The organism is Neorhizobium sp. SOG26 (genome assembly GCF_003491345.1).
Lineage (GTDB): Bacteria > Pseudomonadota > Alphaproteobacteria > Rhizobiales > Rhizobiaceae > Neorhizobium > Neorhizobium turbinariae.
In genome coordinates, this window is sequence record NZ_CP025512.1 from 1,571,127 (window position 1) to 1,582,731 (window position 11,605).

General features: G+C 61.6%; 13 protein-coding genes, 1 pseudogene and 1 riboswitch. Of the genes and pseudogenes, 7 read left to right on the forward strand and 7 right to left on the reverse strand.

Features of this window, described 5'->3' with window-relative positions:
- Positions 1-10 precede the first annotated feature (10 nt).
- The 3 genes from fghA to CYG48_RS07900 are packed head-to-tail and all read left to right on the forward strand — an operon-like array spanning position 11 to position 1,424.
- Complete coding sequence (gene fghA / locus CYG48_RS07890) at positions 11-844, forward strand: S-formylglutathione hydrolase (RefSeq protein WP_118849875.1); 834 nt, start codon at positions 11-13, stop codon at positions 842-844.
- Between the two features lie 38 nt (positions 845-882).
- Positions 883-1,161, forward strand: coding sequence for a toxin (locus tag CYG48_RS07895; protein WP_118849876.1), 279 nt, complete (start codon positions 883-885; stop codon positions 1,159-1,161).
- A complete protein-coding gene (locus tag CYG48_RS07900) occupies positions 1,158-1,424 on the forward strand; it encodes a DNA-binding protein (protein WP_118849877.1) in 267 nt (88 codons plus the stop codon). Before CYG48_RS07895 ends, CYG48_RS07900 begins: the two co-directional genes overlap by 4 nt.
- A 2-nt stretch (positions 1,425-1,426) precedes the next feature.
- On the opposite strand, the gene CYG48_RS07905 is transcribed toward CYG48_RS07900, so the two are convergent.
- The 5 genes from CYG48_RS07905 to crcB are packed head-to-tail and all read right to left on the reverse strand — an operon-like array spanning position 1,427 to position 4,856.
- On the reverse strand, positions 1,427-1,915 hold the full coding sequence (locus tag CYG48_RS07905) for a hypothetical protein (protein ID WP_118849878.1): 489 nt from the start codon (positions 1,913-1,915) through the stop codon (positions 1,427-1,429).
- A gap of 56 nt (positions 1,916-1,971) precedes the next feature.
- Positions 1,972-2,763, reverse strand: coding sequence for an ATP12 family chaperone protein (locus tag CYG48_RS07910; protein ID WP_118849879.1), 792 nt, complete (start codon positions 2,761-2,763; stop codon positions 1,972-1,974).
- Positions 2,764-2,800: 37 nt separating this feature from the next.
- Positions 2,801-3,454, reverse strand: a complete 654-nt coding sequence (locus CYG48_RS07915) for an HAD-IA family hydrolase (protein ID WP_118849880.1) — start codon at positions 3,452-3,454, stop codon at positions 2,801-2,803.
- On the reverse strand, positions 3,454-4,443 hold the full coding sequence (locus CYG48_RS07920; protein ID WP_118849881.1) for an RluA family pseudouridine synthase: 990 nt from the start codon (positions 4,441-4,443) through the stop codon (positions 3,454-3,456). The genes CYG48_RS07915 and CYG48_RS07920 overlap by 1 nt, the downstream gene beginning before the upstream one ends.
- Before the next feature lie 35 nt (positions 4,444-4,478).
- Entirely contained in the window at positions 4,479-4,856 is a 378-nt protein-coding gene (crcB, locus tag CYG48_RS07925) for a fluoride efflux transporter CrcB (protein WP_118849882.1), read from the reverse strand.
- Between the two features lie 118 nt (positions 4,857-4,974).
- On the opposite strand from crcB, the gene CYG48_RS07930 reads away from it, so the two are divergent.
- Positions 4,975-5,253, forward strand: a complete 279-nt coding sequence (locus tag CYG48_RS07930) for a hypothetical protein (protein WP_118849883.1) — start codon at positions 4,975-4,977, stop codon at positions 5,251-5,253.
- A 12-nt stretch (positions 5,254-5,265) separates the two neighbouring features.
- Here CYG48_RS07930 and CYG48_RS07935 read toward each other — a convergent pair.
- Positions 5,266-5,730: pseudogene (locus tag CYG48_RS07935) on the reverse strand (copper chaperone PCu(A)C); the annotation flags it as partial.
- A 229-nt stretch (positions 5,731-5,959) separates the two neighbouring features.
- Positions 5,960-6,047, forward strand: a riboswitch (glycine riboswitch).
- A gap of 151 nt (positions 6,048-6,198) precedes the next feature.
- Between CYG48_RS07935 and gcvT the strand changes: the two are divergent.
- From gcvT to gcvP, 3 genes are read left to right on the forward strand one after another with little or no spacing between them, the layout of a single operon-like run.
- Positions 6,199-7,347, forward strand: coding sequence for a glycine cleavage system aminomethyltransferase GcvT (gene gcvT, locus CYG48_RS07940; RefSeq protein WP_118849885.1), 1,149 nt, complete (start codon positions 6,199-6,201; stop codon positions 7,345-7,347).
- A gap of 15 nt (positions 7,348-7,362) precedes the next feature.
- Positions 7,363-7,725 carry a glycine cleavage system protein GcvH gene (gene gcvH, locus CYG48_RS07945; protein WP_118849886.1) on the forward strand — a complete coding sequence of 121 codons (363 nt, stop codon included), beginning with the start codon at positions 7,363-7,365 and terminating at the stop codon, positions 7,723-7,725.
- Positions 7,722-10,598 (forward strand): aminomethyl-transferring glycine dehydrogenase, encoded by a 2,877-nt coding sequence (gcvP, locus tag CYG48_RS07950; protein ID WP_118849887.1) that lies wholly within the window; start codon positions 7,722-7,724, stop codon positions 10,596-10,598. The genes gcvH and gcvP overlap by 4 nt, the downstream gene beginning before the upstream one ends.
- A 155-nt stretch (positions 10,599-10,753) precedes the next feature.
- Here the strand turns inward: gcvP and CYG48_RS07955 are convergent, their stop codons facing one another.
- Positions 10,754-11,581: a ferredoxin--NADP reductase gene (locus CYG48_RS07955; RefSeq protein WP_118849888.1), complete on the reverse strand. Its 828-nt coding sequence runs from the start codon at positions 11,579-11,581 to the stop codon at positions 10,754-10,756.
- Between the last annotated feature and the right edge of the window lie 24 nt (positions 11,582-11,605).

Here is an 11,605-nt window from a genome sequence, read left to right on the forward strand (position 1 = left end):
GAAGAACTCCATGAAAGTCATCTCCCAGAACACCGCCTTTGGTGGCATGCAAGGCGTCTTTCAGCACGAATCCGAAACGTGTCACTGCGAGATGACATTCGCAGTCTTCGTTCCGCCCCAGGCGGTCCACGAGCCGCGCCCGGTGCTCTGGTACCTGTCCGGCCTCACCTGCACCCATGCCAACGTGATGGAAAAGGGCGAGTATCGTCGACTGGCAGCGGAGCTCGGCCTGATCATCGTCTGCCCGGATACGAGCCCGCGCGGCAGCGATGTCGCGGATGAATTGACGAACTGGCAGATGGGCAAGGGCGCCGGCTTTTACCTCGACGCCACCGAGGCACCTTGGGCAGAGCATTACCAGATGTACTCCTACATCACACAGGAACTGCCTGCCCTGATCGGCCAGCAGTTCCGCGCCGACATGAGCCGCCAAGGCATCTTTGGCCATTCCATGGGTGGCCACGGCGCCATGACGATCGCGCTGAAGAACCCCAGTCGTTTCAAGAGCTGCTCGGCCTTCGCACCGATCGTCCAGCCTTCAACGGCCGACTGGTCTGCACCTGCGCTCGAAAAATACCTCGGCGCTGACCGGGCTGCATGGCGCGCCTACGACGCTTGCGCACTCGTGGAAGATGGGGCGCGTTTCCCGGAGTTCCTCATCGACCAGGGCAAGGCGGATAGCTTCCTGGAGAATGGGCTTCGACCGTGGCTGTTCGAGGAGGCGATCAAGGACACTGAGATCGGGCTGACGCTGCGCATGCACGAGCGTTACGACCACTCCTACTACTTCATCTCGACCTTCATGGACGACCACCTGCGCTGGCATGCCGAGCGCCTGGGGTAGCTTGATTTGCTTCAAGCTTGGATACATATTCAATATGCATGGACATTCACTGGCCTGAAGAGAAGGCGCTGCTGCTCAAGCAGAAATTCGGCTTTGGCTTCGAGCGGATCATCGTGGCGTTGGCCGACGGCAAGCTTCTGGATGACCGGCGTCATGTGAACACGGAACGCTATCCGCACCAGCGACAACTGGTTGTCGACGTCGAAGGATATGCGTTCATTGTGCCGTATGTTGAAAATGAAGACGGCGTCTTCTTCAAGACGTTCTTTCCGAGCCGGAAAGCCACGCGAGATTATCTGGGAAAGGAGAAATCGTGAAGGATCAGAAACAGCTTTCAGATCCGACCGAGGACGATGTCATCGCTCTTTCTGAGACCGGGGACTGGGTTCCCGTTGGCGATCTTTCTGAACGGAAGGCTTTATGGAAAGACAGGGCTGGCCGGATGATCGACGGCAAGCGACAACGCATTTCGATTTCGATCCCCGAACGTGATCTGGCAAGGTTGAAGGCCAAGGCACTTGAAGAGGGCATGCCCTACCAGACGCTGATCAACTCAATCCTGCATAAATATGTGTCCTGACGTCACGGAAACAGCGCATTGACGATGGCGGGCCGTCCGGGACCATCCAGGCGAAACTCGGTGGTGATCCGGTCTGCGATCCGCTGGGCCAGCGCTCGGTCGGCGCCGGCATTGTCGAGCAGGAAGACGGATGTCTTGAATGACCCTTCGGCGATAGGGTCGCCGCTTGCGACGGCAATCACCTTGACCGTCACCTTCGCCTCGTGACGGCTGCCGATCATCAGCGGCAACCTGGAGATCTGGTCGATCCGCACCGAGATAATCGTCCGCGGCAGCATAGTCTTGCGCACCGTTGCGCGAACCGCCTCGTCCACCAGCATGTCCGTGGCGATGACCAGCTCTTGTGGTACGGTCGGGCGCGCTGTCACAAACACGCCGCGAACGTCGTAAAGTAGGCTTTCGAGTGATTCACTGGCTGCCGGCATCCGGAATGCCATCAATGGCAGGACGGTCAGGGCAACCAGAACGGGACGCGATACACAACGGAACATGGAGGAACCCGAAAACGACGGTTCCTCATGTTGTTCCAAACACGGTTAGAGAAGCTTTAAGCCCGACGCCCCAGCGCGTAAAAAACCGCGGCGGCTGCCTGCAGTTCTTCGTGCCGCTTCTCGCGCCGATGCTGGGCCTCGGCATCCGTGCCCCAATGCTCGTTGGTCCAGTCTTCGTCGAGATGGGCAAGATCCCAGACCTCTTCAGCAGACAGGCGCCCTTCTGCAAAGGCAAGAGCAAGGATGGCCGACCCCGTCAGCGTTGTGACCGTATGGAGCGCCGCAAGCTCGACGGGGCTCTGGTACTTCCGCAGCGTCACCGAAAAGGCCGCTGTCGCATCCCGCGGCTGTTCCTGAGGCATGATGCCTTCGATCAGGATGAATCGCGCGCCGAGATCATTGGCCGCCCAGTCGATGATCGGATCCCAGCGCTCGGTCTGGCGGGCAACGAGGTTGTCCGGTCCGTCGGCGCGGTAGCAGAGCATGTCGCTGGAGGAAAACCGCAGTATGTCCTCGAAGACCGGCTGCGGGTCGGGCGCGATCCCGTCAAGCGCCGTGTTCATGAGCCGAGTGATCGGCATGATCCGCGGGTCGATGACCTCGACCTGATTCGCCCATTCATCACGAATGAGTTCGGCAAGCTCGGACGTCGATGCTGTCAGGGCCTGCCGCGCGGGCGTCTTCACCGGCTTTCCATCGAGGTGAATGGCATACCCCCCATCCACTTCGGCAACCGAGACCTCCTTGTAGAAGCGCTTCGGAAGCGGCTTCTGCATCTGGATCTGGGCGCGTCGGGTGGGGTCCTCGTGGCTGAGGATTTCGGACGGATCGGGAAAAATGTCACGCATGCGTATAAACCTGCCAATGAACCAATGTGCGCCGGATTTAACCGATCAGCGCAAGAAGCTCTCGCGGATGATGGACGATGGCGTCGGCACCGGCCTGCCTGAGATCGTCAATGGAGGCATAACCCCAAGCCACGCCGATGGCAGTCGCGCCGGCTGCCTTTGCCATCTGCATATCGTAGATGGCGTCGCCGATAACAAGGGTTTGGGCTGGATCGACGCCGGTTTCGCTGCAACATTCCGTCACCATGGCCGGATGCGGTTTTGACGGACAATCATCAGCCGTGCGACCGACGATGAAGTACTTGTCGAAGGCGTGCGTCTCCATCACCAGGTTCAGGCCGCGCCGCGACTTGCCGGTGACGGCGCCGATCAACAGGTCGTCCCGCGGACCGATCGTATCGATGACCTCCCGAATACCGTCGAAAAGCGGCTCGCGGAAACCAAGATCCTGGCGCACCACCGAAAACAGTGACTTGTAGTAGGCCATCATCTCGACGGCCTCGTCGTCTGCATGCGGCTTACCCTGCATGCGCGCAATCGCGATATCGAGAGTGAGGCCGATGATCGACTTCGTTGCTGCGATCTCGGGCTCCGGCTTGCCGAACTGGACAAAGGTTCGGCGCATGGTTTCGTGGATCAGCGCCGCGCTGTCGACCAGCGTGCCGTCGCAATCGAAAAGAACAAGTTTCATCAGTCGTCGTCCCGCGCACCATTTTCCATGTCGAAGCCGAGCAGGTTCCAGCTCTGGACCATGTGCGGCGGCAGCGGGGCCGTGACGCGCAGGCGCCCGCCGCTCGGATGCGGGATGTCGATATGGCGCGCGTGCAGGTGAAGCTTCTTCTGGATGCCACCCGGGAACGCCCAATTCGGATCATCGTCGAAATATTTCGGATCCCCGATGATCGGATGGCCAATGTGGAGGGCATGAACGCGAAGTTGGTGCGTGCGGCCCGTGTAGGGCTCCATTTCCAGCCATGCGAGCGTCTGCGCTGCCGTCTCGAGCACGCGATAATAGGAGATGGCGTGGTCCGCCCCCTCCTCGCCGTGCCTGGCAATACGCATGCGGTCGCCGTCCGGCGTCTGCTCCTTGACGAGCCAGGTGGACAGCTTGTCCTCGTGCTTGCGCGGTACGCCCTTCACCAGTGACCAATAGGTCTTCTTCGTGTCGCGTTCGCGGAATGCGGTCGTCAGCTTCTGCGCAGCGCCACGTGTGCGGGCAATGACAAGGACGCCGGACGTATCGCGGTCGAGCCGGTGCACGAGGCGCGGCTTTTCGCCCTTCGGGCTGACGAAGGCGTCGAGCATCTGGTCGATATGGCGGGTGACGCCGGATCCACCCTGGACTGCAAGGCCGGCAGGCTTGTTCAGCACGATCACCTTGTCGTCTTCATGAAGGATCATGCGTGACAAGAGTTCGAAGTCGCTCGAATGCTTGAGGTCCTTGCCGGCGATCGGCCCGGACTTCTTGGCATCCACGTCCATGGGCGGAACGCGGACCGTCTGGCCAGGCTGCAACCGCGCATCGGTCTTCACCCTGCCGCCATCGACGCGCACCTGACCCGAGCGAAGCAGCTTCTGCAACGCTCCGAAGCCTAGGCCCGGATAGTGGATCTTGAACCAGCGGTCGAGACGCATCCCTGCCTCGTCCGCCTCAACGCGAACATGCTCGATGCCTGCCATCAAAGCTCTTTCTATTCTTGGATCGGCCCTGCCCTTTAGAGCATTGCCCGTCCTAAAGCCAGCCCGCCGAATACGGCTGCAAGCGAGATCACGACACTGAGGGCCAGATAACCGGCTCCCGCGAAGCCCGATCCCCGTTCAAGCAGCGCTACGAAGTCCAGCGAGAAGGCCGAGAAGGTGGTGAAGCCGCCGAGCATGCCGGTGATCAGCAGGAGCCGCATCTCGCTCGACGCCCCAAGACGCCGGATGATCCATTCGCTCAGGAAGCCGATCAGGAAGGAGCCAAGGATGTTGACGGACAGCGTTCCCCAAGGGAAGCCCGGCCCGAACTGCCGGAGCGTCCAGGCGCCGACGAGATAACGGCAAACGGAACCGAAGGCGCCGCCAACTGCGACAAGGAGCACATTGATCATGATGTTTGGTGTAATTCGCTACAGGAAAACGTCAATTCGTTAAAATGCGAACGTCGCTGTTAATCACTGGCCAGTTGCTTTGCCCTTAGGCTCCTGCGATCGATGAACGGTGAGACCAATGACCCTCGTAGCAAGCATATCGGCGAACACGGCTGCAGTCGCCATAGAAGCGATCAAGCACCCGCGCCGGCTGGCGAAGAAGGATCAGGTCGCTGACGTGAAGGCGGATGCCGAACGCAACGCACAGCGCGTCGCCAACGGCGGCGCCCCCAACGGCATCCACACGGCCCCGCCTCCAACAACCATATCGCTTGATCTGTTGGGCGCAGAGCGCCAGGCCCATCAGCAGGCGACCCTGCACCAGGCACGTGCGGCGTATCGCGATCTCGACGTCTGACCTGTCGTAGAGCTAGTTGTGCTGGTGCCCAGCGGGGCCGGCAGCACCCACGGGGAGCACAAGGTCAATGGACCCCGCCTTCTCGAAGGTCAATGTCAGCGGAACGCTTCCGCCAGCCTTGAACGGCTCCTTGACCTTCATGAACATGAGATGCAGCCCGCCGGGCTTCAGTTCCACGGTCGCGCCTGCCGGAACGGGTATGCCATCGTTCAGTTTGCGCATGCGCATGACCTCGCCCTGCATCGCCATCTCATGCAGTTCGACCATGTCAGCGATCGGGGAAGATGCGGAGACGAGTCTATCGTTGCTCGCGCCCTTGTTGTGGATGGTCAGGTAACCGCCACCGACCGGCTGGCCCGGCAGCATGGCCTTGGTGAAAGCGCCGGAAAGCTCAAGGTCACCCACCCTCACCGATGCTGGAGCCTCGGCAGAATGCGCCGCATGGCTAGCGCCATGTGCATGCTGGGCGGACGCCGCACCTGGCCCCGCAACAGCAATCAATCCGGCAAGAGCAATCAGGCCAAGCGTTTCCATGGATCTTCCCTTCCCGAGCCGCGGCTCAAATCTGAGGCCGACATACCCCAAAACATGGGCTGCCGCAAAAGGCGTTCTGTCGCGTTCAGCCGGCGTGGTTCTGCTGCGACATAAATGATGTTGGTGGCGACAGGGGGGACTTGCCAAATTGCCGCACCAGCCGATAATACCAACGCACTCGCTGGGAGAAGCCGCTTCAATGCGGTGCCGAAGGAGCAACCGCCCCGGAAACTCTCAGGCAAAAGGACCAGTGGGTAACCGACAGGACTCTGGAGAGAGGCCTTCCCGAAAGGGAGGCTCGCCGAAGGGATAACAATCTCAGGCGACAAGGACAGAGGGGGCTCAAACACTGGCGCGTCACTGTGCCCGAATCTGAGCCGGCGGAATCCGCCAAACCTGGAGGTGTCCCCATTGGGTGACCAAACCAACGACCAGACCGTTCTCAAGCAAACGCCGCTGCATGCGCTGCATCTGTCGCTCAATGCGAAGATGGTGCCGTTTGCAGGTTATGATATGCCGGTGCAGTATCCGCTCGGCGTCATGAAGGAGCACCTTCATACCCGCGCCGCTGCCGGGCTTTTCGATGTCTCCCACATGGGCCAGGTCATCGTCCGCGCCAGGTCGGGGTCCTATGCCGATGCCGCACTGGCACTGGAGAAGCTTGTCCCCGTCGACATCCTTGGCCTGAAGGAAGGCCGGCAGCGCTACGGCTTCTTCACCAACGAGAACGGCGGCATCCTCGACGACCTAATGATCACCAACCGCGGTGACCACCTGCTCGTCGTCGTCAACGCCGCCTGCAAGGATGACGACGTCGCCTACATGAAGGCGAACCTCGCCGACTGCGACGTCACGCTGCTCGAAGAGCGTGCACTGGTGGCACTCCAGGGCCCGCGTGCGGAAGCCGTGCTGGCCGAGTTCTGGCCGGACGTGACCGGGATGAAGTTCATGGACGTCCGCGATGTCACCATTCATGACGTCTCCTGCATCGTCTCCCGCTCTGGTTATTCCGGCGAGGATGGATTCGAGATCTCCATTCCGGCCGACAAGGCCGAGCACGTTGCCAAGGCATTGCTCGAAGATCCGCATTGTGAAGCGATCGGCCTCGGCGCGCGCGATTCCCTGCGGCTTGAAGCCGGTCTTTGCCTCTACGGCAACGATATCGACACGAACACCTCTCCGATCGAAGCCTCGCTCGAATGGGCAATCCAGAAGGTTCGCCGTCCGGGTGGCGCCCGCGCCGGCGGATATCCGGGTGCTGAGCGCATCGAGGAAGACCTTGCGAACGGCCCGGTGCGCCGCCGCGTCGGCCTGAAACCGGAAGGCAAGGCACCAGTGCGCGCCCATGCCGGCTTGTTTGCCGAAGATTCCCCTGAGTCACCGATCGGTGAAGTCACCTCCGGCACGTTCGGACCTAGCATCGAAGGTCCTGTTGCCATGGGTTATGTGCCCGCCTCGCTCGCAGAACCGGGAAGCCGGGTCTTCGCGGAAGTACGCGGCAAGTACCTGCCCCTGACCGTAACCGCCCTTCCTTTCATCACCCCCACCTACAAGCGATAGTCTCCGGAGAGAACCATGCTGAAATTCACCGCTGAACACGAATGGCTGAAGCTCGAAGGCGATGTCGCCACTGTGGGCATCACCACGCATGCTGCCGAACAGCTCGGCGACCTCGTTTTTGTTGAACTGCCGGAAGTCGGCACCGAACTGACGAAGGATGGCAATGCCGCGACCGTCGAGTCGGTGAAAGCCGCGTCTGATGTCTACGCGCCACTCGATGGCGAGGTGACCGAGGTCAACCAGGCGATCGTTGACGACCCATCGCTCGTCAACTCGGACCCGCAAGGCGCCGCCTGGTTCTTCAAGCTGAAGCTTAAGAACCCCGCCGATGCCGATGCTCTGCTGGATGAATCTGCCTACAAGGACCTGATCGGATGAGCGACAGCACCGATTTCCACTTTACCGACTACCAGCCTTACGACTTTGCCAATCGCCGCCATATCGGGCCCTCGCCGTCCGAGATGGAGGAGATGCTCAAGGTCATCGGCTACAAGTCGCTCGACGCGCTGATCGATGCCACCGTGCCCTCCTCCATTCGCCAGCAGACGCCGCTGGCCTGGGGCCCGGCGCTCACCGAACGCGAAGCGCTCGAAAAGCTGCGCGAGACGGCCAACAAGAACCAGGTCCTGACGTCGCTGATTGGCCAGGGATACTACGGCACGATTACCCCGCCGGTCATCCAGCGCAACATCCTGGAGAACCCGGCCTGGTACACAGCCTACACACCTTACCAGCCTGAAATCTCGCAGGGCCGCCTTGAAGCGCTTCTCAATTTCCAGACCATGGTCTGCGACCTGACCGGCCTCGACGTCGCAAACGCTTCCCTGCTCGACGAAGCGACCGCCGCGGCGGAAGCCATGGCGCTTTGCCAGCGCCAGGCAAAGTCGAAGGCGACGGCCTTCTTCGTCGACAAGGAATGTCATCCGCAGACGATTGCGCTGATCGAGACGCGCGCAGCACCGCTCGGCTGGACGGTGATCGTTGGCGATCCGATGACCGAGCTCGACCCCGTCGACGTGTTCGGCGCGATCTTCCAGTATCCGGGCACGCACGGCCATGTCCGTGACTTCACCGGCCTCATTTCCCGCCTGCACCAAACGGGCGCCGTCGCCGCTGTCGCAGCCGATCTCCTGGCGCTGACGCTCCTGAAGTCACCCGGCGAAATGGGTGCGGACATCGCGATCGGCTCCTCGCAGCGCTTCGGCGTGCCGGTCGGTTACGGCGGTCCGCATGCGGCCTACATGGCCGTCAAGGACGCGCACAAGCGCGCGATGCCCGGCCGCCTCGTCGGCGTTTCCGTCGATGCCCGCGGCAACCGCGCCTATCGGCTTTCGCTGCAGACACGCGAACAGCATATCCGCCGCGAAAAGGCGACGTCGAACATCTGCACCGCGCAGGTGCTGCTCGCCGTGATGGCGTCGATGTACGGCGTCTTCCATGGCCCGCAAGGACTGAAGGCGATTGCCCAGCAGGTGCACAAGAAGGCCGTGCTGATGGCCAAGGGTCTCGAAAAGCTCGGCTACACGATCGACCCGGACACCTTCTTCGACACCTTCACCGTTGAAGTCGGCCACATGCAGGGCCTGATCCTGCGGGCCGCGGTCGCAGAAGGCGTCAACTTGCGCAAGGTCGGCGAGACGCGGATCGGCATGTCGCTTGACGAACGCACCCGGCCGGTGACGCTCGAAGCGGTCTGGCGAGCCTTTGGTGGCAACTTCAAGGTCTCGGACTTCGAGGTCGAGTACCGCCTGCCGAACGCGCTTCTGCGGAGGTCGGATTACATGACGCATCCGATCTTCCACATGAACCGCGCCGAAAGCGAGATGACCCGCTACATCCGCCGCCTGTCGGACCGCGACCTGGCGCTCGACCGGGCGATGATCCCGCTCGGCTCCTGCACCATGAAGCTGAATGCGACAGCCGAAATGCTGCCGATCACCTGGCCGGAGTTCTCCGACATCCATCCCTTCGTGCCGGCCGACCAGGCGCTAGGCTACAAGGAGATGATCGACGACCTCTCGGCGAAGCTCTGCCAGGTCACCGGCTACGACGCCTTCTCCATGCAGCCGAATTCCGGTGCGCAAGGCGAATATGCCGGCCTGCTGACCATCCGCAACTACCACATTGCCAACGGCGACAGCCATCGCGACGTCTGCCTCATCCCAACCTCGGCGCATGGCACCAACCCGGCCTCCGCGCAGATGGCCGGGATGAAGGTCGTGCCGGTGAAAGCCAGGGAAAACGGCGATGTGGATCTTGAGGATTTCCGTGCCAAGGCTGAGCAGCATGCAGCGAACCTCTCCTGCTGCATGATCACCTACCCCTCGACGCATGGTGTGTTCGAGGAAACGGTGAAGCAGATCTGCGAGATCACCCACAAGCATGGCGGCCAGGTTTACCTCGACGGCGCGAACATGAACGCCATGGTCGGCCTGTCACGTCCCGGCGACATCGGCTCCGACGTCAGCCACCTCAACCTGCACAAGACCTTCTGCATCCCGCATGGCGGCGGTGGCCCGGGCATGGGTCCGATCGGCGTCAAGGCGCACCTGGCAGCCCACCTTCCGGGTCACCCGCAGTGGGCCGATGGAGGCATGGGCCGCCAAGGTGCAGTTTCGGCTGCTCCGTTCGGCTCGCCGTCGATCCTGCCGATCTCCTGGTCCTACTGCCTGATGATGGGCGGCGAAGGCCTGACGCAGGCGACAAAGGTGGCGATCCTCAACGCCAACTACATCGCGGCCCGCCTGAAGGGTGCTTATGACGTGCTCTACAAGTCGGAAGCCGGTCGTGTCGCGCATGAATGCATCATCGACACGCGCCCGCTGAACGCCTCCGCAGGCGTTACCGTCGATGACGTAGCCAAGCGCCTGATCGACTGCGGTTTCCACGCGCCCACCATGAGTTGGCCAGTTGCCGGCACGCTGATGATCGAGCCGACCGAGTCGGAGACCAAGGCGGAACTCGACCGCTTCTGCGATGCGATGCTGGCGATCCGCGAGGAAGCCCGCGACATCGAGGAGGGTCGGATGGACAAGTCCAACAACCCGCTGAAGAACGCGCCGCACACGGTAGAAGACCTCGTCGGCGAGTGGGATCGTCCCTACAGCCGCGAGCAGGCCTGCTATCCGCCGGGTGCCTTCCGGGTGGACAAGTACTGGTCACCGGTCAACCGCGTCGACAACGTCTACGGCGACCGCAACCTAGTCTGCACCTGCCCGCCAATGGAAGCCTACGCGGAAGCAGCCGAATAAAGGAATGGGGGATCGTGGGACGCCGGCAACCGGCGTCCCATGCCTGTGACAACGGGCGCGGCGTATGCGTTTCGGGCGTCTAAAGACTAAAAAAGAAGGCCCTGAGTTCTCGCTCAGGGCCTTCTTCTTGATAGCAGATGAACTGAAAAGACGTTTCAGCCGACGAAGGCGCGTTCGATGACGAACTCGCTCGGCTTGTTGTTGGCGCCTTCGGTCAGGCCCGCCTTTTCGAGCAGGTCCTTGGTGTCCTTCAACATGGCAGCCGAACCGCAGATCATGCCGCGGTCAACTTCCGGGTTCAGCGGCGGCACGCCGAGGTCGGTGAAGAGCTTGCCGCTTTCCATCAGGTCTGTGATCCGACCCTGGAACGGATAGTCTTCGCGGGTGACCGTCGGATAATGCTTCAACTTGTCACCAACCACTTCCGCAAGGAACTCGTGGTTGCGGATCTCTTCCATGAGGTCGAAGCCATATTTCAGCTCCGCCACTTCGCGGCAGGTATGGGTGAGAATGACCTCTTCGAACTTCTCATAGGTCTCCGGATCGCGGATCAGGCTCGCAAACGGCGCGATGCCCGTACCGGTCGAGAACATGTAGAGGCGCTTGCCGGGTGTCAGCGCGTCAAGCACCAGCGTGCCCGTCGGCTTCTTGCGCATCAGCACGGTGTCGCCCGGCTTGATCGCCTGCAGGTGCGAGGTCAGTGGGCCTTCCGGCACCTTGATCGAGAAGAATTCCAGTTCCTCGTCCCAGGATGGGCTTGCGATCGAATAGGCGCGGTAGATCGGCTTGTCGCCGACCATCAGGCCGATCATGGCGAACTCGCCGGAACGGAAGCGGAAGCCGGCCGGCCGCGTCATGCGGAAGCGGAACAGGCGGTCCGTGTAGTGCTCGACGGAAAGCACGGTCTCAGCATAAACGCCATCGGGAATCTTCACCGCTGCGTTCTGGACCGCAAACTCGTCTGTCTTCGCTGGAGCATTCATGCCAATCGTCTTTCAGTCTCGTGT

Bases quoted from the DNA above. Each gene is read 5' to 3' on its own strand.
- CYG48_RS07920 (WP_118849881.1), bottom strand. From the start codon at position 4,443: ATGGCAGGCATCGAGCATGTTCGCGTTGAGGCGGACGAGGCAGGGATG.
- CYG48_RS07930 (WP_118849883.1), top strand. From the start codon at position 4,975: ATGACCCTCGTAGCAAGCATATCGGCGAACACGGCTGCAGTCGCCATA.
- CYG48_RS07915 (WP_118849880.1), bottom strand. From the start codon at position 3,454: ATGAAACTTGTTCTTTTCGATTGCGACGGCACGCTGGTCGACAGCGCG.
- CYG48_RS07910 (WP_118849879.1), bottom strand. From the start codon at position 2,763: ATGCGTGACATTTTTCCCGATCCGTCCGAAATCCTCAGCCACGAGGAC.
- fghA (WP_118849875.1), top strand. From the start codon at position 11: ATGAAAGTCATCTCCCAGAACACCGCCTTTGGTGGCATGCAAGGCGTC.
- crcB (WP_118849882.1), bottom strand. From the start codon at position 4,856: ATGATCAATGTGCTCCTTGTCGCAGTTGGCGGCGCCTTCGGTTCCGTT.
- gcvH (WP_118849886.1), top strand. From the start codon at position 7,363: ATGCTGAAATTCACCGCTGAACACGAATGGCTGAAGCTCGAAGGCGAT.
- gcvP (WP_118849887.1), top strand. From the start codon at position 7,722: ATGAGCGACAGCACCGATTTCCACTTTACCGACTACCAGCCTTACGAC.
- CYG48_RS07905 (WP_118849878.1), bottom strand. From the start codon at position 1,915: ATGTTCCGTTGTGTATCGCGTCCCGTTCTGGTTGCCCTGACCGTCCTG.
- CYG48_RS07955 (WP_118849888.1), bottom strand. From the start codon at position 11,581: ATGAATGCTCCAGCGAAGACAGACGAGTTTGCGGTCCAGAACGCAGCG.
- CYG48_RS07895 (WP_118849876.1), top strand. From the start codon at position 883: ATGGACATTCACTGGCCTGAAGAGAAGGCGCTGCTGCTCAAGCAGAAA.